We start from the raw sequence: 21,539 nt of genomic DNA on the forward strand, positions 1-21,539 counted from the left end.
CCCAAATCATTACTTATGAAAACACGATTTTTATTGTTGTTTGGCTTAGGCATTATGTTTATGCAAAAGGCCAACGCCCAATCTTTGTACATCGACCCTGTTACTTCCGCTGCACAAGCTGCACACGCAAGCGTGATCAATTCCCAGTTAAACGTCACCAAGGAAAAACTAACCCTGGTGGAGAGAGGGCAGTTAGCCGTAACTGGACAATTAGGCATTGTCAATGATATGCAAGCGAAGATCTACAGGGGGCTTTCGCAAGTTTCTTCCATTCTAACGAATCTCGCAGATGTGCAGGAAATATCAAGAATAACCATTGGTATGACGGATGATATTAATAAAGGCATGGCCGTTGCAGCAAAAAACCCAGTCCTTTTAGTTTTCGCCCAAGATCAGGCCAACTATTTCTATACAAGAGCCACAAAATTAGCTTTAGAAGTTAGCCAGTTCGCTTTAAAGGGCGGTGAAGGAAACCTAATGGATGCCGGAGAACGAGCCAAGCTAATTCATAAGGTAATGACTGAAATGTTAATCCTTCGCTCATTGACTTACGGCATGTATAGGGCAATGTATTATGCTCAAATGCGAGGTGTTTTAAGGTCGCTTAATCCATTCCAAGGATATATAAATATGGATGAACAGATCATGAATGATATCCTTCGTAAACGCAAGTATTTAAAGTAATGCTTATGAAAAAATTAATATTCACCCTGCTTGTAGGGTTTATGATCTTACAGGCTAACGCTCAGGTCAACGTTCCGTTATTGCACCAATTGGTAAATGATAGTAAATCAGAGAACAAAAAGCAGATAGACGCTAAAACCGAACAAAGAAATTCTACTGCCATTGAAGAAAGCAACAGGGGATTAATGAAGCAGGTTAAAACCAAGTACCGCACCCTGCAAGAGCGTTTCGCAAAAATGAGCATCGTATTTGATGCTGCAAATATTGGCATTAGTGCCACCCCTTTAGTCCGGGAGATCATCAAACAGCAACAGGTAATTGTAACCTATGCGCAGAGCGACCCCGTGTTATTGCCCGTTGCGCTTGACAGCGAAGTGATCTTTGTTAAACGGGCAAATTCCCTTGTTAACTATCTAATCGGCTTATGCGCAACCGTTGGTGATCTCAACCAAATGAAAGTCAGTGACCGAAGGATAATCTTTCAGCACATCATAGACGAATTAAAAGCCATTTCCTATTTATCGGGCGGGGTTGCAAGAACCTTACAGGCAGCCGTTATCAAAAGCCGGGGGACAGACCCCTTTTCAGACTATATCAACCGAGAAATGGGGGTAGTTGACGATATAATGAACAACGTTAAAATCCTAAAGCAATGAAGCGCCTATTTATACTTATAGCTTTTCTTTTTATAATAAAAGTCGGCTATGCTCAAAGAGTGGTGTTTGACCCAGGGCACTTAAATATAGTTAACTCAAATGCTGCCACAAGACTTGCAGGGGAATTTGCCTATCACGCCTCACTTGAACAAATCCGGAGAAATACAGATGATATTGCCGTTAACCTTACCAGTGTTTCCTTAGTGCAAACTATGATACATCGGTCTTTAACCGAAGTCAACGAAGCATTAAAAGATGCCATTCAGGTAAAGCAAATGGCTTATCTGATAGATGATATTTACAGATATAGCGGTGAGGCCATCGAATTAGCAAAAGGCAATCCTGAACTGATGTTGTTTGCCGAGGAATCAACCCAACAACTAAAATATAGGGGTATCAAAATATTAACGGAAGTTTCATCTGTAGTACTACAGCAAAAAGAAAACGTCCTGATGAATTACAATGTTCGGGACGAACTTATAAGAAAGGTTCTTGATGAACTACGAATCATGAATGCATTAATCTATGGAATCCGGCAAAATATGTACTGGGCGAAAACACGGGGGGTAATAAAGAGCCTAAACCCATATCGCCAATACATTGATAAAGACCTTGCTATCATGGATGATATCTTACGTAAACGCCAAATGATAAAACGATGAATTATGAAAACGACTTTTCTAATACTCATACTTACAGGTATGGGCTTTTCCTGCTTTTCGCAAAAGATAATTAACGACAAGGCCATCATCTACCAACAGGAAAGGATGGTATATAAACAATGGGATAAAGACAAGTTTATTCCTGAATTTAAATGGTACAACCCCGGCTCCTATGCTGCTTACGCCTTAACTTGGTTATTGCAGCCAGGTTATAAAAACGGGCCTGATATACGGCCACTTCGGGCGGGTGGCGAACAAACACAACGCCTTGCCTTGGCAGCAGCTATGCAGGTATCTTCCAACTATTATAAGAAGGAGGCAGATACTTTAAGAAATACCGCACTTGCAGAGTTTTATAATTATTCCGGCACAGTTTCCTCTACAGACCCCCTCTACAACCTTTATTATAAAAAAGAGCTTGCCCCACTGGATAACATTGAGGCTAATGCCTTTAAAAATGTACCTGCCAACGTGGTTTTGTATATGGCGGAAAGTGGTGCTTATAACTGGTATCTCACCGAAATGAACAGCTTACGAGAACGGTTCGAAAATGCGAAACGAGTTGATATCGATAGAGGTCAGCGCATTTTATTATACCATCGTATCATGTTAGAGCATCGAAAGTTAGCCGAGAACTGGAAATACAAATTAGCAATGTCTGAAATGATGCTTGCCTATAAAGAGAAGATGAAGAATAAAAATGAAAAAGGTAGTACCTATTTCAATGGCACCACCAAGAGCGAGGACGAGATCATGAATGATATTTTAAAAAACCGAAAAACACTTAAACCATGAATAAGAAATTAGTAGCACTACTTATCCTGATAGTCGGGATAATGTTCACCAGTTTGAGTGTAAACGCACAAACGCCAGTCGGAAACGACCAATATAAAGATGCAGTTAGCTTTTTGCAGGGCAACGGAGTTTACGACCGCCCAGTAATGAAGTTTTTTGAAGGCATGAGAGATTACGCCTTTGGCAACTTTGCTGCATTCATTTACGATGCGCAGGGTTTGGCCTGCATTTTCATGCTGATGTTTTTCTCCATTAAATCTTATGAAATGATGTCCGGTGATAAGCAATTGGAGGTGATGCCGCTGTTAAGGCCGTTTGGTTTAATGATGGTCATTATGTGGTGGGGCGTTTTTTGCAGGGTACTTGCCTATCCTACCGATCTTGTCGCTGCCAAGGCCGAGGCCATGTTTGGTGAACAGCAGGACGAAATAAATAATATGAGGTTTGAACGGGCTGCACTAATGATACAGGTTGCAGATCAACTAATGACTTTTCAGGCCAAGACCGAAATAGCGGCAGACGAGGCCAAAGAAACCAATCAGGGTGTAGGAAAACAGATCGTTGAAAGTGTAAAGGGGTTCTTTGCAGATAATATTTATAACCCCATTGTAGAAATGAAAATCAGAATGCAAACCAGTTTGCAATTACTGCTCACGCAAGCTTTGGAACTGATTTCCTTATGGATATTAAGAATTTGCGTTTATGTTGTTTTCATGCTTCAAATTATCTATTCAACCATCTTAGTCATACTTGGGCCGTTTTCGGTGGCGGTGAGCGTACTTCCTGCATATAGGGATGCTTTTAGCACATGGGTAGCACGGTTTGTTTCTGTAAACTTATACGTTGGAGTTGCTTATTTAATCCTTTACGTTGTTGGAATGCTTCAAAAATACGCCATGAGCGTTGAGATTGAAAAATACAAATCTTTAGTCAATGGTAGTGGGGACGCTATGGAGAAAATGGCATGGTTGGCAGGAAACGGAGTGTTGAGTTTTGGACTTGTAATTGTTGCCTTTTTTGTAGGCGCTATCGCTATTACTACAGTACCAAGTATAAGCACCTGGATAATCTCAACTTCTGGTATTTCTTCGGCAGCATCAACAGCAGCCCGTACAGGCTCACAGGTTGGAAGAATGGCATCAGCAGCCGTTTTCAAAAAATAACTTTTTCTTAATCACAATATGGAGGGCTTGGATTTTTTCAAGCCCTTTTTAATTAAACCGTATTTACCATGCTAATTAAAAATATAGAGAATAAAATAAGGTTAGCCTTATTTATCGCATTAGGAAGCTTTATCACATCTATTATTATAGTGGTGATAGTTTCTGTATCTGCATATAAACAGGTAAGCAGCGCACGGGAAAACATTTATATCCTCGATAATAATGTACCCATCTTAGCAAAGCAGACCAATATGCAGCTTAACAGACCCGCAGAATATCGGGCGCACATTGACCTTTTCCATTCTATCTTTTTTTCGTTAACCCCTGATGACAAGTATATAGAATACCAAATGAAACGGGCTATGTATTTGGTTGATGAAAGCGGAGCCTTACAGTATAATAACTTAAAGGAAAAAGGCTTTTTCAACTCTATCCTTTCTTCAAGTTCCGTGTTAACACTGCAAACCGACAGCATTCAGCTTGATATGGTTAATAAACGCTTTATCTACTACGGAAAGCAGATCATTGATAGGCGCAGCTCGACGGTGACACGCTCACTGATCACTACGGGCAACCTTAAGGATATACCAAGGAGCGATAATAATTCGCACGGAGTTTTAATAACCAATTGGAAAACACTTGAAAATAAAGACTTAAGCAATGTTCAAAAGAATCAGTTCTAAAGTTGACCCTGATGCAACAGTTGCAAAGGAGATACGCAAAGAGTTTGGAATGTACTTTGACCAGGCAACCAATAGCCGGAATAGGTTTTTAAGTGCATACCCTAAGCAAATTTTTATCGGTATGGTTGCCCTGATCATTATTTCGGGCATTGTCTGCTTTTTAGTTTTAACGCCCGATCAACGGCAGAAAGAAAAGATGCCTGATTTCTTCAAGGGTACTACCCATGTTGGCAATGAGGTTACAGACGGTGTGGGACAGATCATTGACCTGGGCACAAAAATATCGGATTTAAATACCCTACGAAAACAGGTTGAGGCAGTTTTAGCAAAGCCTAAATTAACTCATGCAGATACGCTTTTTTTAGAAAAGGCTATTCTGCAATTGGAACAGAGTAATAAACCACGTAATCAAAAGAAGCCATGAAAATAGATTTTAAAAAACCGAAGTATGTTATACCAATTATAATACTTCCCTTCCTTTTCCTGTTTTTTTATGCTTACAAATCATTTAGTAAGGATGAAGAAAAGACGGTCGAGAATAAGCCTGAATTACAATCGAACGTAGCAAGCGTTTCCGAGGATATTAAAAAACGGGAACTGGGGAACAAGCTTGATGCTTTTAAAGACCAGTACAAAGCAGGTGACGGTTATACCGCAGTAGGCGCTTTGGAAGAAGACCCCACAGCATCAGGAGTATTGGAGGGGCAATATAACGACCGTGAGAAATATGTTTTGGATAGTATCGATGCAGCATATAAAGCCCGGTTTGGAAAGTCTCCCAACGCCAAAGGCAGCAGCTATTCAGGCTCTGGCCGAAATGCCATTCCAAGAAGTATGTCAGCTTATGAAAACAGGGGAAGCACCAACAGCTTAAGCCGAGAAGATCAGGAGTTAGCAAATGCCCTATCCAACTTGAAAGGAACAGGTAATTCCGGCAGGTCGCAACAGAGCGGACAGAATCCAAAGGAAAAATACGAAGACCCAATGGCCTTGTTTCGCGATCAAATGAAGCTTATCGACAGCGTAGGTAAAGCGAACGACCCCGATTATAAAGCCCAAAAAGAAAAAGAATCATTATTAAATAAGGTTGATAACCAAGTAGCCAAACTACCGAAGCTGGATGTAGAGAAAGCTTCAAACATGAATGATGCTTTTAATACTGTTCAGGTGGCTAAGAAGAACGATTTTATTAAAGCTATTATAGATCAAACGGTCACAGGGTACGCAGGTTCAAGGGTTCGCATCCGCTTGTTAGAAGATATTAAAGCGGGGAAGCACCTAATTAAAAGAGGCACATATATCTATGCCCTGATATCAGGATTTGACCAACAACGGGTAAAGTTGACCGTAACGTCTGTTATGACGGATGATAAGATACTGCCAGTAAAGTTAGAGTTGTACGATCTGGATGGTATGCAAGGGCTGTTTGTTCCTGCATCTGCTTTTAGAGCCTTTACAAAGGAGGTAAGCGATTTGGGTTCAAGTGTTCAGATGCAGCAAGACCCTTCGAGCGCAAATCAGCTTTACATGAGCGCCTTATCTAAACTCTTTACCTCAACTTCTACGGCCATATCCAAACTTATCAGGCAAAATAAGGCAAAGTTAAAGTACAGCACTTTTGTGTACCTCATTGACCCGGACGAATTAAAAGAACAACAACAAAACTACTAAAGCATAGACCCATGAAAAAGATACTTATATTATTATCAATGGTTTTCCTTTTAGCATTCAATGGCTATTCGCAGGAAAAAATTAAAGACGGTACATTACAGAAAAGTAAGCTCGAGAAGATTTACATAACACAGGATGTATCACTACACTTTGTATCACCAGAGCCTATCCAATATGCTGATATCTCCACAAAAAGTATGTTGGGTGATCTGCCAGTTAAGAATGTTCTAAGAATCAAGTTCATTCCCGATAGCGCAAAGCAATACGGTTTCGTAAACCGAAGCCTGGGCATAGTTACTGTTGTTGGTGAGAAGTTTATCGCCCAGTATGATGTTTGGTATACTGAAAATGAAGAAAGTGTTCAAACGCAAATTGAAATCCTGCCTAAAAATACAAATCCTTTAAACGTTGGCAATATCCCAATGTCACAAAACGATCTTCATAATTATGCTTTACAGACATTAAAGAAAGGAACCAAGACCCACGCCATCCGCTCGTCAGCTTATGGAATGGATGCACAGGTCAATAATGTGTACACGGTTGATGATTATGTATTTATTGATGTGACCTACTCAAATAATACCAATCTTAAATATGACGTTGACGAGTTCCGCTTTAAAATCGATGATAAGCGGATTACAAAGGCCACAAACGTACAGTCTATTGAAGTCAAACCAGTTTATCAGCTTTATGATAAAGCTTCATTTAAAAAGACGTATAGGAACGTTTTTGCCTTTAAGAAGTTCACTTTTCCCGATAATAAGGTGTTAGCCATAGAACTTACTGAAAAACAGATATCGGGCCGAGTTATAACACTACAGCTTGATTATTCCGATGTACTTAACGCAGATACCCTATAATGAAAAAGGCACTTTTATTTGCCTTTATATTTATGGCAGCCATAAATGTTAGGGCGCAGAACGGAACCAAATTTTTCAGCTTAAGGGGTGGTTGGGTTGCAAAAAACGCTTTCACCGGAACATTAAGCTTTGATGTGAGTACGAGGTATTTTAACCAAAATGAAATCTACGCCGAATACTATCAAAACTATAAAAACCATGACCTTAAAACCATCATGGGTGGATTTGTCCTTAAGCCTGTTATGTTCCGAAGCGGTAATACCGCTTTGCGGTTCAGGTTAGGTGCAGGAATAGGCTCTACAACCCGAAGGTTCGTTGCAGCACCACAGCTTGGGTTGGAATACGCCCGAAGCATCGGAAAGGGTTTTGATCTTCTTATCATCAACCGTAATCAGGTGTTGTTTTGGGGTGATAAAGCCGACAAATGGCGCATAGGGATTGAAGCTGGTATCAGGATACCAATTAACTAAATCTATTGATATGGAACACATCATAAAACAACCCCCAATAATCAGGTCGCCACATCTTGGTTTAATCGCAATGGGTATCTTCCTTGTTATTTTATCCCTGATAGTTGAACCGTACATTACGGTTAACAGAACTGGCGTAATCGTATTTGCAATTGCTTTTGGGCTATTAATGGTCGAATGCACCTTGTTTACTGTCATTATCCGTTCGATGATTACCAAAAAGACCAGGTTAGAAAGTTGGTCAAAAAAAAATAAGATCATAGCCTCTATTGTTATTGTCGCAGCTTTTTCATGGACGCTTATGCTGTATGAAATCTGCAAGGTCGTTTATTATAACGTATTTGCTTAAAGGCTGAATAGCCGAATCATGAAGAAAGATGGTAAGCAATTGCCATCTTTTTTTTTACCCTAACTTTTATTTAAAATGGAAGAAAAAAAGGAATTACAAAAGCTGCATGGGATGCTGCAATTTGTAGTGTATCTGTTAATTTTCTTTGAGATCATAATATTTGTCTACGCAGACAGAATGTTTGTTTCAGGAAAGTTCGGTAATGGTTTAGCCCATATTTTCGAAAAGCTGTCGCACTTGGCGATCTATAAAAACATCTTTTATAGCAAGTTTACCACCTTGGTAATCATCTGCTTAGTTTCTATCGGCACCTTAAGCAAAAAGAAGCTTGAATTAGACCCGAAGAAACATATTGTCTACCCTTTAGTAATCGGCTTGTTGCTATTCTTTGGCAGTATATGGTTTTTGAATCAGCAAGGAAAAGATGCCTTCCCTTATACCTCATGGTACAATATCGGATTTATCGTTACTTCATTGGTTGGGGCGGTTCTTATTCATACCTCAATGGATAATATTTCAAAAATCATACACAGTGGATTTGGTAAAGATGAATGGAATATTGAGGGTGAAAGCTTCATGCAATCGGTTAAGGAGGACATTACCCCCTATTCAGTTAATATACCGATGCAGTTCTATTACAAAAAGAAAGTTCATAATGGCTTTATAAATGTAGTAAACCCGTTTCGGGGAACCATCCTGATAGGCACACCTGGTTCGGGAAAGTCATTTGGTGTAGTTAACCCCTTTATCCGGCAAATGATAGCCAAGGGTTATACGATGTGCCTGTATGACTTTAAATTTCCCGACCTGGGCCAAATCGCTTATTACCACTACCTATTAGCCAAGCAGAACAATAAGATTAAGGATTACCAGTTTAACGTTATCAATTTGGATAAAGTTGAAAAGAGCCGACGGATAAACCCATTACGGGCAGATTATATAGAAACACTTGCTGATGCATCCGAAACCGCAGAAGCCATTGTAGAGAGCCTACAGAAAAGCGATAGCAGCGGGGGAAGCGAAAAGTTCTTTACCCAGTCCGCAGTAAACTTTTTAGCATCCTGTATATATTTCGTTTCAAGGCATGACAACGGCAAGTACTCGACATTTGCCCACTTGTTGGCATTTTTAAACAGGACTTATGAAGAAATATTTACCTGTCTGAATACCTATCCCGTACTTGAAAGTTTGCTATCTCCTTTTGCTTCGGCCTTACAGAAAAAGGCATACGATCAGTTGGAAGGTCAGATAGGAACTTTAAAGATTTTTATTTCAAGGTTAAACACCGAGGAAACCGCCTGGGTGTTTTCAGCAGATGATTTTAATTTAAAGATCAGCGACCCCAAACACCCATCCATATTGATTTTGGCAAATAGCCCTGCAACTCAAAATATCAATTCAACATGTTATTCTGTAGTGGTCAACCGCCTAACAAGGCTGATCAATACCAAGGGTAATTTGCCTACGGCCATTATAGCGGATGAAGCACCTACCCTATTTATTCATAAAATTGAAAACCTGATATCAACAGCACGGAGTAATAAAGTAGCCGTGTTGTTAGGCTTGCAGGAGTTACCCCAGTTGAAGCAGCTACAGGGCAAAGACACCGCTACAACGATAACCGCAGTAATCGGCAATGTTATATCCGGTTCGGTTCGGAACAAAGAAACATTGGATTGGTTAGAACGCCTTTTTGGAAAGAAAAAACAAATTGGCGAGGGCTTAAGCATTGACCGTTCTAAAACATCGGTATCCCTGAATGAAAAATACGACCCTCTTATCCCTGCCGGGAAGATAGCCCAGTTAGGTACAGGTGAGTTAGTCGGCTTGATTGCAACGGATGTAAACAATGATTATACAGGCAAGTACACCACATCTAACGTTCACTGTAAAGTCAATCTTAATTTAGCAGATATACAGCGGGAGGAAAAAGGCTATCGGGAGTTACCAAACTTCTATGACTTTAAGGGCAACAAAGCAAAAATCTTAAACAGCAACTTCCTTAAAATCCGCAAGGATGTAGAAAACATCATTCAATATTATTCAAATTAATGCTATCATACCTAAGCCGGAGCATCCGCAGATCAGGGCAGCACCCGAAGTTAAATGATAGCAAATTTTTCTGCCGGCACTAAGATCCTCAGCTGATTTTGATAGCATTTCTAATTCCAGGAGATCTTCCGGAAGAAAGTTAATGATAGCAGTTTGGTTCTCTGCAGAGAACCTGGCACATCAAATTTGATAGTATAATTCATTGGTCGCCCGGTTGATCATTTACCTTTTTGATAGTAAAGCTTATGAAACACTTTAAAATTTCCTTTATCATCTTTTTTCTTTTTGCCGTAAATAGTTACGCCCAAGACTTCAATTCAATTATAAGCGTAGAGGAAGTTAACACCGTAGCAGTTAAAAAGAAAAGTATTGTCAAGGACACAGTTGTTAAACTGAAAATCATAAAAGACACCGTTTACACTTCTAATTACTTGCCCGAACGTGAACCCCTTGAATTGTCCTGTTTGCCTTTGGCAAATATTAAACTCACTTCTGGATTTGGGTACCGCATTCATCCTATACTGGGAAATCTCAAATTTCATAACGGAATAGACCTTTCCGCACGTCAGGCAGATATCTATTCGGTGCTTCATGGAACTGTTGTAGTATCCAATTATGATAATATCATCGGCAACTATGTTGTAGTAAATCATGGATTTTATGAAACCACATACGGCCATTTAGCGGTACGATTTGTCAAAGCCGGAGATTTGGTAAAGGCCGGAACTATAATAGGCCGTAGCGGGAGAACAGGCCGTGTTACTGGGGAACATTTACATTTTATAGTAAAGTATAAAGGCCAAAGCATCAATCCCCTTCCATTTCTAAGGGAGATTTTAAGCGTCAACCGCAAAGATCAACTAACCGAATTTTTAACTAAAACAAGTGATTATGTCAATTAAGACCAAAACAGAAATTTCACTGCAAAACAAATTACAGCTTGTGGCCGAGGGCGCAAGTGTAGAGCTTAACAAAGCCGAAGCGGAATTGTACGGGGTAGATGTTGCAGACGTGCTACCTGATGAAGATTTGGACGACGAGGGAAAGGAGACGAACGATGGCAACTGAAACGAAAAAGATGTATGAGTTAGTTGCCGAGAAGATCATCGAGCAATTAAAGGAGGGTATTGCACCTTGGCAGAAGCCTTGGAATAGCGCAGGAACCGATTATAGCATGCCTTATAACGCTGTTACAAGCAATCCATACAAGGGCTTAAATGCTTTATATCTCCATTTATTCAGCCCTTACCAAGACCCACGTTGGGCAACTTTCAAACAAGCTGAAAGTGAAGGTTGGCAGGTACAGAAAGGCGCTAAGGGATTTATGATAAACTTCGTGAAAACCCATGACTTACGAACTAAACTGGATGAAAACAAACGGCCAGTTATCGGTACGGACGGTAAGCCTGTAAAGATCAAGGTAGAATTGAATAGCCCCATTGTTACCAAAGCCTGGGTGTTTAATGCCGAACAAATTAAAGGAATCCCACCTTTGCCAGTTCGGGAGATAAAAGACAATGAACTATGGGGAAAGGTTGCAAGGGCAGAAAGTATAGTAAAAGCTTCCGGTGCAAAAATAGAACACGTTGCAGGTGACCGGGCTTTTTATACTCCACTATTTGACAAAATAAACATGCCGGAGCGCCCCCAGTTTGAAACAGCCGACCGTTACTACTCGACCCTGCTTCATGAGTTAGGCCATTGGACAGGGCATCATAGCCGTCTTGATCGTGAACTGGTAAACAAGTTCGGCACTCCGGACTATGCCCGAGAGGAATTACGTGCTGAAATAGCTTCGATGATCTTAGGTAACGAACTTAAGATCGGCCACGACCCCAAACAACATATTGCCTATGTGGATAGTTGGATAAAGGTCTTAACCGATACCCCTTATGAAATTCATTCAGCAGCAGCAGATGCACAGCGCATATTTGATTATGTAATGGCCTTTGAAAAGAAAATCGAGCAAAAGCAGGAAGCCACCAAAGCACCCGAATACAATCCGAACACGCTACAAACAGGGGACGTTATCAAATACAACGGCACCAAATACGAAGTATTGGAAGCTGATAAAAGGAATTTCCTCATACAAGATTTATCCAATAATCATAAGGTGCAGCTTACCGTAAATGACGGTCTTTTCAATTCCTTGGTTGAAGCCAAAAGAGCCAATAGAAATACCATTTCGATATTGGATACGATTGAAAACAAAGTAAAGGAATCCGATTATAGTATGCCGACCGCAAAGGAATTGGTTGCCCAGGAGGATAACAGTTTCAAAAGAAAAATCTAATTAAAAAACTTAGTAACATGAACGAACAATTAAATAACCAGTTGCCTTTAAAAGACCTTGAAAATGTAGGTCTGTATAAAGAAGGCTCAATCACAATGGACAGGGAAAATATTAACGCTTTAAAGCGTGGGAATATGACCGACCTTGTAGAACTCAAAAATGTAAAGGGTAATGATGGGTTTGAAATTGAAGCAATGGCAGCCCGTTTATCTGTAGTAGATCAGAACGGCGAGAATAAGCTAAGGATAGACCCTGTTTACAAGGACGTACAGAAACACCTCCTTTTATCCGAAAAGGAGCATGAGCAGCTTGTTAGCGGTGAGGTTGCCAATATAAAAAAAGAGGTGATCGATAAGGAAGGTAATGCAGCCTCTGAAATAATAGAGTTTGACAATTTGACAAACCAGTTTTTAAGCTATGACCCGAGGAAGATAAAAATTCCTGTTGCCATCAACGACGAAACCCTATCGCCTGAAAAGAAACGCAAATTACGGGAGGGAGAAGTTATTACCCTTTCGGACGGTACAGAAGTTCAGTATAGAACGGCTGATAAAAACGGCCTACGCTCAAATCGAAGTGCCTTAGTTTTATCACTGCTAATAGACGGTGGTTTAAGCTATCTATTGTTTACCGGAATAAACCGTTTGATGGGCAAACAGTCAGCCGAAGAACAATCTTATTCAAAAGGATATCTAACCGCCTTAAAGGAGGTCGAAAAACAGTTAGAGCGCAAACAGCAAAAGTTTCCTAATGATAAATCCATAGCGAATGAGATCAATGTGGTTAAGCATGAATTTAGTAATGCATCGGCAATGTCACCTGCACAATTAGACACTTTAAAAATCAAAGATGCAGACGATGTAAAGAACGAGAAGAACGTTAACGACCCCGATCATGGTAAAAATAACCCAGTAGGAGAAGATGAACACGATATCGAAAATTCACGAGGACGAGGCAGATAACACGTTTATTCCTTTACTTTCAGTTTTAGGCGTTGGACTTGCGGTCCAGCGCCTTTTTGTTAACTCGCTGCATTTTGACCATGCCGGAAGGTTGGTTTTTAATTACTATGCTAATGATGATCTTAAAGATAGTGAGCTGTTTGGCTTTAAGACCGTAAAGCTTGCCTGTACAAACGGCCTTTGGTATGCCGGAGATCAACATAAACCAACTAACGTTTTTTTGTTTTTTTCAGCAATGGAGGCAATCGCTTTTGCCCATCTGAATAGTTCAAAGTTTAACGGTTTTGGCCGTTGCCTGTTCGTCGCTTTAGGCGTTCGCCCCTCAAAACAACAAATCTACCTGCTTAGAAAGCAGTTTAGAGAATGCAAATTTCATACGGTTTTTTCCAATGATTTAATCGGTAAAGTTTATGACTGCAAAGCTTCGCTTTGGCTCACAAACAAAGATTGCTCTTTTACCCTTGCGGATGACATTGTAACTGTTACTGCCGTAACAGAAAATGAATCGCCCAAATCAGTGATTATTGGCCGGAGCCAATTCTCTTACTTTTCGTTTCACAGGCAGTTTGGTAAGAGAAGCAATATTAAAACACATAAGCCGAACGACAAAAACCATTTGTCGTTTTTGGGCTACTTAGCCCAAAAGAAAGGCTTTTAGAACGACATTTCTTATATCAATATATAAATATCTCATTTTATGGATAAAGTCGCTAAATGCCCCGTTTGCAATCAAGGAGACTTGATAGAGGGCGCTAAAGGTTATATGTGCAACCATTTTAAAAGTATGGACGATAAGTGCAGCTTTATGATTTTTAAGACCTACTTCGGTAAGGAAATGACACAGAATATTGTTAAGCAGCTTGCCGATCATAAGGAAACGGATTTCTTTGATGACTTGGTTAATAAAGATAATAAGCAGTTTTCCGCAAAGTTGGTGATTGAAGAAGGGGTTATTAAGCCGCATTTTCAGCATAATTCTTTAGATACGCCCTGCCCTAAATGTGCTAAGGAAGTTAAAATTTCTAACAAGGCGTTTATTTGCGAAGGCTTTTTTAATGATAAAGAATGTGATTTGTATATCAACAGGAACATTGCAGGTGTTTTTTTGTCCGAAAATGAGGCCGAGGTTCTTTTGAACGGTAGTTCGACGGATTATAGGACGGATTTTTTGAGTAATAGCCAAAAGACTTTTGGGGCGAAGCTTATTCTTGATGATAATTTGAAGGTTAAGTTTGATTTTGAGATCATTAAATGCCCTAAGTGTAAGACAGGCAGCGTTTCGGCTAATCATAAGGCGTATTGTTGCTCGAATTACAGGAATGATGAAATTAAGTGCGAATTTACCGTTTGGAGAGAAATTTCAGGCAAGGAGATTACGCTTAAAGATTTGTTGGATTTGTGCCAAAAAGGTACGTCAGACAAGACAAAGTTTAAGCCTAAAAATGGCGACGCATACACCGGGTTTTATAAACTGGATAGCGATTATAAGCTTGAAATAGTTAAAATTTCCTGATAAAATGATTTGGGCATCACTACGGTCGGGCTATCCGTTCATATCTTTTTGCCCCCCCATCACCCTTCCATTACACAGCAAAAAGGATAACCACTTCTATCCCTGATGCTCATTTAATAGAGTTCTTATAAAGATTATTAACCATAAAACTATGTAACATGGACATTATCCCAAATCCGGTTCAGGTCATTCCACCGAGTGCTGAACAGAAAGAGCTTTACGAAGCTCCCTTTAAAGAAAAGGCAGACACTACAGTCGCCCTTGAAAAACCAAAGCTTACACACGAGCAGTTAACTTCAATTCCTGATGTGATCGACGGTCACCAGTTATCGGCAAAAGACAAGTACGATCTTCTTTTAGACGCCCTGGTTGTAGACAAAAACGATCTATACTACTTTCTCGATGATAAAGGGTATATTATCAGACATTTTACCCAAGAACCGACAGATAAGGAAAAGAGATTTGTTAATTTTGAGGATGTAACTTTTGATATGAAGAAAACTCAACTTAACGAACAGAATTTTGAATACCTTAAAAAAAGCCTTAAATACCTGGGCTTTGGGGAAAATCTCAATTCTGCATTAGAAGTTCGGTTAAAAGAGGGTTCGGATAAATTTACCTTGGGCGCTTCGGCTGCATTTAGTACGCCAAACGCTAAGGATATGGTAAATTATGAATTGCGGTTTAGTAAAAGCAAAACAACCGACAACTATTTTTTAAACGACTATCAGGCTACCCTTGAAAAAGGCAATGCCAACGGCACAGTACAAGATCCTGTAAGCCGTGTGTTCACTTTAAATAAAGGGAACGATATAACTGCCAAAGAAGCTTACAACCTTCTTTCAGGCCGTTCTATTCAAAAGAATGCGGAAATCACAGATAAGCAGAACTTGACCGAATCAGGCGAGCCAATAAAGCGTAAGGAAGAAGTTTGGATGAAGCTTGATTTTGAAAAGAAGAACGATCAAGGCCAGTTTTCCTTTAAAACCTTCTATAAAAATTACGGCTTTGACCTGGATAAAGCTGTTACCACCCATCCAATAAAAGAACTAAACGACCCCGATCATAGGGAACGGTTAATGTCCTCTTTAAAACGTGGCAACCTTCAATCGGTAACCCTCGAGAAGAACGGCACCGAAGAAAAGGCTTTTGTAGCTGCAAGCCCCCAGTTCAAAAATCTTAGCCTGTATGATAAAGACCTAAAGCTTGTGTACGAAAAACCACAGGATATAAAGGTTCAGAATCAGGAAGATAAAGGCTACCAACGAAGCCGATAGTATGAATAGTATCGGCATCCCAAATCAGGAACGATACTTACAATTAAGCCCCACCATTTCCTACTGCTTTTTATCAGTCTTTGGATTGTTATTTATTGCAGTGGCGTTACTGGTCGGGGCTTTTTGGTTAAACACACTCTGTTTACCTGCAATTGTAGTATTGGCTATGGCTTTCTATCGGTTCTTTTATATCCGTCTAACGCTTTATATCCTTACAGCAGAAACCTTGAAAATAAGGACTGGGATATTCAGCTATACGCTTGTAACACTTGAATTGTATAGGGTAAAGGATTATGTCATCAAGCAAAATCTAATAATGAGGATTTTGAAAATTATGACCTTGACCCTATTTACCACCGATAAGCAAGACGTTGTAATTGCCCTAAATGGCATCCCTCAGTCAAACCTGAATGACACGATCAGGGATCTGGTACAACGCGCGAGAGCAAAAAGTAAAATCATTGAAATCAATTAAATTTTAAAATTACCACCTATGAAAAAGTTATTAAGCCTTTGTGTATTAGCATTGATGTTCATTTCATGCAGTAAAGACAACGACCCTGATGTACAAACAAAGTCGGAAAAGAAAGTAAAGGTTGAAGTTGAATTTTCCGGCAATTATCAAAACTACCAGTTACTATTTACCATTAATTCATTAACCAAGGGCGAAGGCGCTTTTGTTGAGCCGTTGATAAGCACCCCTGCAAATACCCAATGGACACAGGTAATTGCACAAGGAAATGCTTATAATTATATAGCAGATTTGACCAGTAATAAGCTTGTTGTAGAGAGCAAGGAAGCTGTTAACAGGCTGGGTTTTCTTTTGTCAGCCACACAGACCAAAAACACCGATGATGCCGCACAAACGCCTATAACAGCCTTAATAAAGGTGTATGCTGATGACAAGCTGATTGAAACCTATACTTATAAAGCGTTACCAGTGGGACAAGTGACAGAACCCGTATCCAAAAATTTAGACATTTCAGCATATTGATTTTTTTCTTTTAGCCGTTCCTTTTAGTTAGATCATGGGCGTTGGCTTCGGCCAACGCCTTTTTGCGTTTTATACTTTTGCTACTATACCGTTCCCTGAGCATCCGCAGATCAGGGCAGGGCACTTCCCTAACTGATAGCATTATTTGAATTGGCCCCCAGGCGCAGCTTGTGATTATGATAGCATTTAGTTTGTCTCGAGAAGATCCGGAACATTCCTTTTGATAGCGTTATTCATTGGCCGACCGCCTGATCAGGGTTCATAATGATAGCACCCGAAATTAAAGAAATCTTCATTGTAACGACTTGGGAGTTACCCTAATCAATTTATATACAAAGTTCGGCGCTAATTCCGAAATGTGCCCCTACCCTCTGTCTAACCACCAAATCCTTAAAAAAACAAAATGGGTATCCCGAAGGGAACCCACCGCATTTTCTTTCCTTAAGAATTTGCACGTATTCGGTCTTATTGCCAGTGACGGGTACATAAATCAATTCAGGTTTATGTTAAAATTTAAGATATGAATACTATTAAATTGAATCCAGAATTAGCTAAGAAGTACGGAGTTGAAAACCTTGAAGAATATGGCGACATGATGATTTCCTGTTGCGAATCAGACGATCAAGCAAAACTTAAAGAAATGGCAGACGCATTATCTGACCAGGAAGCTAAGGCAATTGGGGATGAACTGACAACCGTATTCCACTATGAAATCTTAAACAGTGATGAAACCGAAGAACAATTTTTAAAATCACTATATCTGAATAGAAGCCCTGAATAGGGCTTTTTAAAATACGGGAAACCGTAAAAATCATATTTTCAAAGGCGTTATTCTTGGGGCTATTGCAAGTCGATCTACATTTTTATCAAATTACAATTAATTATGGAAGTACCCGCAGAAAGTAAAAAATTGATGGAAAGCATTATTGGCAAGGCTACCCAATATGCAGACAGCACCTATAAGAATGTAGATGATGCTCGTATTGCTGCAAAAGGATTTGCAGTCGGTTTTCAGGAAGCTTATAGTGAAAAAAACGCAGAATTGAAGGAGCTTGCGGGCATTGTAAAGGCGCTTTTACCAGGCATAGGCGCAATACCACCTGAAAAGCTAAAAGTTCTCGAGGAATTTATTGCAAAAAAGGATGCACAATAATCCCCCTATGCTATCGATCTAAGATCGTAGCAAATTCTTATGCCGGCAATGAGATCCGCCACCCACTTTGATAGCATTAAGTTTACCTGAAGATCTACCAGGTTATTAATTATGATAGCAATTATCTGTTCAGCCTTGGCAGAACGCTTCCAGTAACCGCTTAAATTTTTAGTATGCAAAGGTGGAACGTCGCTATATATCTGTCAAGGGTATATAAACGGTTCGTACCTCACTGCCCTTGACTGATATGCTCACAGTTCCTACACCCATGCAATAAAAATTTAAGCTTTATTGTTATGGAAATGATCATTCATCAAGAATTTTTAACAGAAAATCACTACACTAAAATCATTGGCAGTACAAAGGTAGAACTGCATTTCAGGTTCAAACCATTTAATGTACTTAAAGACAACGCCCTACCTTGCATATCACATTTGCAGGTTAGCAGCATCAATCAGGTTACAGGTAAAAAAGACGGCAAGTCACATTTCTTTCATCCTGAATCGTTATACGGTTACACCTGCTTTGAAACGTTTGCCGAGGACGCCATCAAGCACTTTATTAAAGAACAATATATTGTAATTGATGCGGAAGTACAGTATTCCCTTTTCTAACTACTGTATGGTTTGATAGCAAAAGTTATTCCTGGAGAAAGTCCGGGTGTGACTTTTTGATAGTAATATTTTGTGGCCAGCTCGCGTAGCTTCGCTTCTTTTGATAGCATTCCCTATATATAGAGGGGGTGATTGTTTAAAGGATATCATTAGGGAGTAGTCATATTATTAGTTTAAATACAAAGTTCGGCCCATAATCCCGAAACGTGGGCAGCCCTCATTGCCATTCCGCACCAAATAATTTAAAAACAAAATGGGTATCCCAAAGGGAACCCACCGCATTTTCTTTCCAAATTTTTTGCACTTATTCGGCCTTAGAGCCGGAGTGACGCATGTAAACTAATTCAGGTTTACGATTAAAATTTAAGATCATGGAAGAATTTAGGTTAAACAGCACTTACGAATTTAACCAGTTTGCAGGAGGTTCTGAATCAGTTTATAAGTACACTTTCGGAATCCACATAACCCAAGGAACAAAATACCTTGCTGATACTTATGAATGCTACTGGTTGCTTGATTTAATCTGTATCCATTCAAGGGATATCAAGGATACCCAAGAGTTTCAAGTCTGGATATTAAAACGGCTGCAAGGCAATCATTTCAAACTTTCAGTTGAAGATGGAAACAAGAATGTCATTAAGGAAATTGATATTCGCTTTTCTGATTTTAAAGCTGATCTGGTACACGTTTGGTTACAAAATGATTTAATATACTTACCGAACGAACACTAAGAATTAGCCCCTTAATGGGGCTTTTTTTATGGTCAGCATTCCAATAGGTCGAAATACTATAATGCTGTTAGAGTTATAAACATGACTACCCGCCCCACCCCTTAATGGTTTTGGACTTTAGACAGCTAAAAGAAAAAATGCGTATTTTTACAATTACACTTTAAAAAAATCCAATCAAAATGTTTATTATTTAAGATATATTGATATCTTTGTATATTGATATCATTATTTGTGTTATTATGGAAAACAACGTACTATCAGATAAAGCCAAGGAACTAAGCTACAGCCTATCAAGGGTTGATAGAAGTGTTGCAGATAACCTAATGGATATTGATAACAGCTTTGAAGGTGATGCCCAAAACGTTTTGGACTTTATCATTTTCATGAGCAAGAAGATTAATAACAACCTGTTTGGCTATACTAAGTTTACCATAAAAGAATATAGCGATTTTACAGGGATAAGCGCACCTAACCTTTGCGCTGTTCATCCTGATATCGTCAGTGGCCGTGTCAAGGCGCCAGTATATGAGGGACACAAATTTGAAAGTGTGCTTGATTATACGCTTTATCGGATGCTAAGAACCAATATCCTGTTTTCAAGGGTGCATGACTACCGAGAAGATGGAAAGATCATCAAACTTGAAAACTTTCCTATTCTAAAAGACATTTATTTGCAAAGCGGTACGGTACTGGGAACAAAGAAAGTTTATGAAGTACGCCTTTCTGATGTAATTATAGAGGGCTTCGTAAAACGATATTATACGCTTGACACCACCAGGCTTCCGGCCATTGGCAAAGGCAAGGGCGGGCATTCCAGAAAGAAGATTTACATTTTTCTTAATAAGGTTTTTCATATCTATGCATCCCAACAGGGCAAGGTTGATGTTCCCCTGTATTCCGTAGATCACCTGGCCGATATCGCAGGTGTTCGATATATGAAAGAAACCGATAAAAAAGGGAACCCAGTAGAGAAAGAGCCAAAGCATAAAAAAGAAGCTGTCAGCAATATTCTGAAATCAATCTATAAGAATATCAATAGTGACAAGAAGTTACTTCACTTTTCATTTGAGTACAAGTTTGTAAGCGGAAACGTCGAAAACAAATACGTTGAGGATTATCTGATCAAATTCGATTTTACCTCAAATATGCATCCCGAGATCATGCAAAGAATGTCGGTAGATCATAAGCTAAAATTAACGCTTCTAAAGGACTTAAGGCATTTATTTGATAGTATATACCCGCAGGAAAGATTAAGCAGAATTACAGCCTTTGAGAAAGAGACAGATGCATTTCAAAGGTGGCTGAACTCCACTGATGCAGACCTTCAAAAAAAGGTCGAGGTTTTAAAATCGGTGTACTTCAAAGCCAACGAATGGAATAAAGCCAAACAGCTTAAGGACAGCGAGGCAATACGAATGATACATGAAGGCTTTTTAAGCATTGAGCCGACTATGGGAGCATTATAACATACCGACTGGGCATTATAACTTGTCGACCGAGCATTATAGTATACCGACCCTACCCTACTTTGGCATTATAGTATTTCGACCAACTGTTATAACTTTTCGACCTTAAGCTGATAACCATTATAGTATTTCGACCAACCGTTATATCTTTTCGACCCTGAAAGGCAGCTATTATAACATACCGACCAACAGGAAATTAAAAAGGCCGTTTCCAGTTCAGAAACAGCCTTTTTTTTAAGAACCATTATAGTATTTCGACCATTATTATATCTTAATAGCATAATCAATATATAAAGGATTTTGCTTCGCAAAGGGTTTTATTTTTCTCCCTTCGGTCGGCATGTTGGCAAAGCATATCAGCCGTTTTAAGCGCACATTTTTACAGAAGCGTTAAAAATTGCGTAAAAGTAATATTAATCCGGCAGAGCGCCTAAATAACAGCTTGAATGCGGCTTGCCCGACAAGATGATTAAACAGCAAAAAGAAAAAAT

At 39.5% G+C, this 21,539-nt stretch carries 26 protein-coding genes; all 26 read left to right on the forward strand.

The genetic code is table 11. The features are described 5' to 3' along the window. Window positions 1–15 precede the first annotated feature (15 nt). The 26 genes from ABDD95_RS23970 (at window position 16) to ABDD95_RS24095 (ending at window position 21,048) form a co-directional block, all read left to right on the forward strand. Window positions 16–684: a hypothetical protein gene (locus ABDD95_RS23970; protein WP_345952138.1), complete on the forward strand. Its 669-nt coding sequence runs from the start codon at window positions 16–18 to the stop codon at window positions 682–684. 5 nt (window positions 685–689) lie between these two features. Further along, a complete protein-coding gene (locus ABDD95_RS23975) occupies window positions 690–1,340 on the forward strand; it encodes a hypothetical protein (protein WP_345952139.1) in 651 nt (216 codons plus the stop codon). Beyond that, the gene (locus tag ABDD95_RS23980) at window positions 1,337–2,002 is read left to right on the forward strand and encodes a hypothetical protein (protein WP_345952140.1); all 666 of its coding nucleotides are present in this window, start codon (window positions 1,337–1,339) and stop codon (window positions 2,000–2,002) included. Before ABDD95_RS23975 ends, ABDD95_RS23980 begins: the two co-directional genes overlap by 4 nt. A gap of 3 nt (window positions 2,003–2,005) precedes the next feature. After that, entirely contained in the window at window positions 2,006–2,797 is a 792-nt protein-coding gene (locus tag ABDD95_RS23985) for a hypothetical protein (RefSeq protein WP_345952141.1), read from the forward strand. Then, window positions 2,794–3,960: a plasmid transfer protein gene (locus ABDD95_RS23990; RefSeq protein ID WP_345952142.1), complete on the forward strand. Its 1,167-nt coding sequence runs from the start codon at window positions 2,794–2,796 to the stop codon at window positions 3,958–3,960. The genes ABDD95_RS23985 and ABDD95_RS23990 overlap by 4 nt, the downstream gene beginning before the upstream one ends. Window positions 3,961–4,028: 68 nt before the next feature. Next, window positions 4,029–4,643, forward strand: a complete 615-nt coding sequence (gene traK / locus ABDD95_RS23995; RefSeq protein WP_345952143.1) for a conjugative transposon protein TraK — start codon at window positions 4,029–4,031, stop codon at window positions 4,641–4,643. Beyond that, window positions 4,621–5,067: a hypothetical protein gene (locus tag ABDD95_RS24000; RefSeq protein WP_345952144.1), complete on the forward strand. Its 447-nt coding sequence runs from the start codon at window positions 4,621–4,623 to the stop codon at window positions 5,065–5,067. The genes traK and ABDD95_RS24000 overlap by 23 nt, the downstream gene beginning before the upstream one ends. Further along, window positions 5,064–6,314: a conjugative transposon protein TraM gene (gene traM, locus ABDD95_RS24005; RefSeq protein WP_345952145.1), complete on the forward strand. Its 1,251-nt coding sequence runs from the start codon at window positions 5,064–5,066 to the stop codon at window positions 6,312–6,314. The genes ABDD95_RS24000 and traM overlap by 4 nt, the downstream gene beginning before the upstream one ends. Window positions 6,315–6,325: 11 nt before the next feature. After that, window positions 6,326–7,174 (forward strand): conjugative transposon protein TraN, encoded by an 849-nt coding sequence (gene traN / locus ABDD95_RS24010; protein ID WP_345952146.1) that lies wholly within the window; start codon window positions 6,326–6,328, stop codon window positions 7,172–7,174. After that, window positions 7,174–7,644: a hypothetical protein gene (locus ABDD95_RS24015; RefSeq protein WP_345952147.1), complete on the forward strand. Its 471-nt coding sequence runs from the start codon at window positions 7,174–7,176 to the stop codon at window positions 7,642–7,644. Before traN ends, ABDD95_RS24015 begins: the two co-directional genes overlap by 1 nt. 10 nt (window positions 7,645–7,654) lie before the next feature. Further along, a complete protein-coding gene (locus ABDD95_RS24020; protein WP_345952148.1) occupies window positions 7,655–7,993 on the forward strand; it encodes a hypothetical protein in 339 nt (112 codons plus the stop codon). 75 nt (window positions 7,994–8,068) lie between these two features. Then, on the forward strand, window positions 8,069–10,045 hold the full coding sequence (locus tag ABDD95_RS24025) for a type IV secretion system DNA-binding domain-containing protein (protein ID WP_345952149.1): 1,977 nt from the start codon (window positions 8,069–8,071) through the stop codon (window positions 10,043–10,045). Window positions 10,046–10,290: 245 nt separating this feature from the next. Further along, window positions 10,291–10,947 (forward strand): M23 family metallopeptidase, encoded by a 657-nt coding sequence (locus ABDD95_RS24030; protein ID WP_345952150.1) that lies wholly within the window; start codon window positions 10,291–10,293, stop codon window positions 10,945–10,947. Continuing rightward, complete coding sequence (locus ABDD95_RS24035; RefSeq protein WP_345952151.1) at window positions 10,937–11,113, forward strand: hypothetical protein; 177 nt, start codon at window positions 10,937–10,939, stop codon at window positions 11,111–11,113. Before ABDD95_RS24030 ends, ABDD95_RS24035 begins: the two co-directional genes overlap by 11 nt. Next, a complete protein-coding gene (locus tag ABDD95_RS24040; RefSeq protein WP_345952152.1) occupies window positions 11,103–12,338 on the forward strand; it encodes a zincin-like metallopeptidase domain-containing protein in 1,236 nt (411 codons plus the stop codon). Before ABDD95_RS24035 ends, ABDD95_RS24040 begins: the two co-directional genes overlap by 11 nt. Window positions 12,339–12,355: 17 nt before the next feature. Beyond that, complete coding sequence (locus tag ABDD95_RS24045) at window positions 12,356–13,300, forward strand: DUF4099 domain-containing protein (protein ID WP_345952153.1); 945 nt, start codon at window positions 12,356–12,358, stop codon at window positions 13,298–13,300. Further along, window positions 13,260–13,958: a hypothetical protein gene (locus ABDD95_RS24050; RefSeq protein WP_345952154.1), complete on the forward strand. Its 699-nt coding sequence runs from the start codon at window positions 13,260–13,262 to the stop codon at window positions 13,956–13,958. The genes ABDD95_RS24045 and ABDD95_RS24050 overlap by 41 nt, the downstream gene beginning before the upstream one ends. Window positions 13,959–13,997: 39 nt before the next feature. Beyond that, the gene (locus tag ABDD95_RS24055) at window positions 13,998–14,813 is read left to right on the forward strand and encodes a topoisomerase C-terminal repeat-containing protein (protein WP_345952155.1); all 816 of its coding nucleotides are present in this window, start codon (window positions 13,998–14,000) and stop codon (window positions 14,811–14,813) included. A 158-nt stretch (window positions 14,814–14,971) separates the two neighbouring features. Further along, window positions 14,972–16,090: a hypothetical protein gene (locus ABDD95_RS24060; protein ID WP_345952156.1), complete on the forward strand. Its 1,119-nt coding sequence runs from the start codon at window positions 14,972–14,974 to the stop codon at window positions 16,088–16,090. A gap of 1 nt (window position 16,091) precedes the next feature. After that, window positions 16,092–16,565, forward strand: coding sequence for a PH domain-containing protein (locus ABDD95_RS24065; RefSeq protein ID WP_345952157.1), 474 nt, complete (start codon window positions 16,092–16,094; stop codon window positions 16,563–16,565). 18 nt (window positions 16,566–16,583) lie between these two features. Beyond that, window positions 16,584–17,084 carry a hypothetical protein gene (locus ABDD95_RS24070; RefSeq protein WP_345952158.1) on the forward strand — a complete coding sequence of 167 codons (501 nt, stop codon included), beginning with the start codon at window positions 16,584–16,586 and terminating at the stop codon, window positions 17,082–17,084. 520 nt (window positions 17,085–17,604) lie between these two features. Next, a complete protein-coding gene (locus tag ABDD95_RS24075; protein WP_345952159.1) occupies window positions 17,605–17,865 on the forward strand; it encodes a hypothetical protein in 261 nt (86 codons plus the stop codon). A gap of 102 nt (window positions 17,866–17,967) precedes the next feature. Continuing rightward, window positions 17,968–18,237: a hypothetical protein gene (locus ABDD95_RS24080; protein WP_345952160.1), complete on the forward strand. Its 270-nt coding sequence runs from the start codon at window positions 17,968–17,970 to the stop codon at window positions 18,235–18,237. A gap of 296 nt (window positions 18,238–18,533) precedes the next feature. Then, window positions 18,534–18,851: a hypothetical protein gene (locus ABDD95_RS24085; RefSeq protein WP_345952161.1), complete on the forward strand. Its 318-nt coding sequence runs from the start codon at window positions 18,534–18,536 to the stop codon at window positions 18,849–18,851. Window positions 18,852–19,222: 371 nt separating this feature from the next. Next, window positions 19,223–19,582, forward strand: coding sequence for a DUF6876 family protein (locus ABDD95_RS24090; protein WP_345952162.1), 360 nt, complete (start codon window positions 19,223–19,225; stop codon window positions 19,580–19,582). 239 nt (window positions 19,583–19,821) lie between these two features. Further along, window positions 19,822–21,048 (forward strand): hypothetical protein, encoded by a 1,227-nt coding sequence (locus ABDD95_RS24095; protein WP_345952163.1) that lies wholly within the window; start codon window positions 19,822–19,824, stop codon window positions 21,046–21,048. The last annotated feature ends 491 nt before the right edge of the window (window positions 21,049–21,539 follow it).

It is taken from the genome of Mucilaginibacter sp. PAMB04274 (assembly GCF_039634385.2).
Taxonomy (GTDB): Bacteria; Bacteroidota; Bacteroidia; order Sphingobacteriales; family Sphingobacteriaceae; genus Mucilaginibacter.

Excerpts from the sequence above, each read along its gene's own strand:
- ABDD95_RS23970 (WP_345952138.1), top strand. The coding sequence starts at position 16 with ATGAAAACACGATTTTTATTGTTGTTTGGCTTAGGCATTATGTTTATG.
- ABDD95_RS23975 (WP_345952139.1), top strand. The coding sequence starts at position 690 with ATGAAAAAATTAATATTCACCCTGCTTGTAGGGTTTATGATCTTACAG.
- ABDD95_RS23980 (WP_345952140.1), top strand. The coding sequence starts at position 1,337 with ATGAAGCGCCTATTTATACTTATAGCTTTTCTTTTTATAATAAAAGTC.
- ABDD95_RS23985 (WP_345952141.1), top strand. The coding sequence starts at position 2,006 with ATGAAAACGACTTTTCTAATACTCATACTTACAGGTATGGGCTTTTCC.
- ABDD95_RS23990 (WP_345952142.1), top strand. The coding sequence starts at position 2,794 with ATGAATAAGAAATTAGTAGCACTACTTATCCTGATAGTCGGGATAATG.
- traK (WP_345952143.1), top strand. The coding sequence starts at position 4,029 with ATGCTAATTAAAAATATAGAGAATAAAATAAGGTTAGCCTTATTTATC.
- ABDD95_RS24000 (WP_345952144.1), top strand. The coding sequence starts at position 4,621 with ATGTTCAAAAGAATCAGTTCTAAAGTTGACCCTGATGCAACAGTTGCA.
- traM (WP_345952145.1), top strand. The coding sequence starts at position 5,064 with ATGAAAATAGATTTTAAAAAACCGAAGTATGTTATACCAATTATAATA.
- traN (WP_345952146.1), top strand. The coding sequence starts at position 6,326 with ATGAAAAAGATACTTATATTATTATCAATGGTTTTCCTTTTAGCATTC.
- ABDD95_RS24015 (WP_345952147.1), top strand. The coding sequence starts at position 7,174 with ATGAAAAAGGCACTTTTATTTGCCTTTATATTTATGGCAGCCATAAAT.
- ABDD95_RS24020 (WP_345952148.1), top strand. The coding sequence starts at position 7,655 with ATGGAACACATCATAAAACAACCCCCAATAATCAGGTCGCCACATCTT.
- ABDD95_RS24025 (WP_345952149.1), top strand. The coding sequence starts at position 8,069 with ATGGAAGAAAAAAAGGAATTACAAAAGCTGCATGGGATGCTGCAATTT.
- ABDD95_RS24030 (WP_345952150.1), top strand. The coding sequence starts at position 10,291 with ATGAAACACTTTAAAATTTCCTTTATCATCTTTTTTCTTTTTGCCGTA.
- ABDD95_RS24035 (WP_345952151.1), top strand. The coding sequence starts at position 10,937 with ATGTCAATTAAGACCAAAACAGAAATTTCACTGCAAAACAAATTACAG.
- ABDD95_RS24040 (WP_345952152.1), top strand. The coding sequence starts at position 11,103 with ATGGCAACTGAAACGAAAAAGATGTATGAGTTAGTTGCCGAGAAGATC.
- ABDD95_RS24045 (WP_345952153.1), top strand. The coding sequence starts at position 12,356 with ATGAACGAACAATTAAATAACCAGTTGCCTTTAAAAGACCTTGAAAAT.
- ABDD95_RS24050 (WP_345952154.1), top strand. The coding sequence starts at position 13,260 with ATGAACACGATATCGAAAATTCACGAGGACGAGGCAGATAACACGTTT.
- ABDD95_RS24055 (WP_345952155.1), top strand. The coding sequence starts at position 13,998 with ATGGATAAAGTCGCTAAATGCCCCGTTTGCAATCAAGGAGACTTGATA.
- ABDD95_RS24060 (WP_345952156.1), top strand. The coding sequence starts at position 14,972 with ATGGACATTATCCCAAATCCGGTTCAGGTCATTCCACCGAGTGCTGAA.
- ABDD95_RS24065 (WP_345952157.1), top strand. The coding sequence starts at position 16,092 with ATGAATAGTATCGGCATCCCAAATCAGGAACGATACTTACAATTAAGC.
- ABDD95_RS24070 (WP_345952158.1), top strand. The coding sequence starts at position 16,584 with ATGAAAAAGTTATTAAGCCTTTGTGTATTAGCATTGATGTTCATTTCA.
- ABDD95_RS24075 (WP_345952159.1), top strand. The coding sequence starts at position 17,605 with ATGAATACTATTAAATTGAATCCAGAATTAGCTAAGAAGTACGGAGTT.
- ABDD95_RS24080 (WP_345952160.1), top strand. The coding sequence starts at position 17,968 with ATGGAAGTACCCGCAGAAAGTAAAAAATTGATGGAAAGCATTATTGGC.
- ABDD95_RS24085 (WP_345952161.1), top strand. The coding sequence starts at position 18,534 with ATGGAAATGATCATTCATCAAGAATTTTTAACAGAAAATCACTACACT.
- ABDD95_RS24090 (WP_345952162.1), top strand. The coding sequence starts at position 19,223 with ATGGAAGAATTTAGGTTAAACAGCACTTACGAATTTAACCAGTTTGCA.
- ABDD95_RS24095 (WP_345952163.1), top strand. The coding sequence starts at position 19,822 with ATGGAAAACAACGTACTATCAGATAAAGCCAAGGAACTAAGCTACAGC.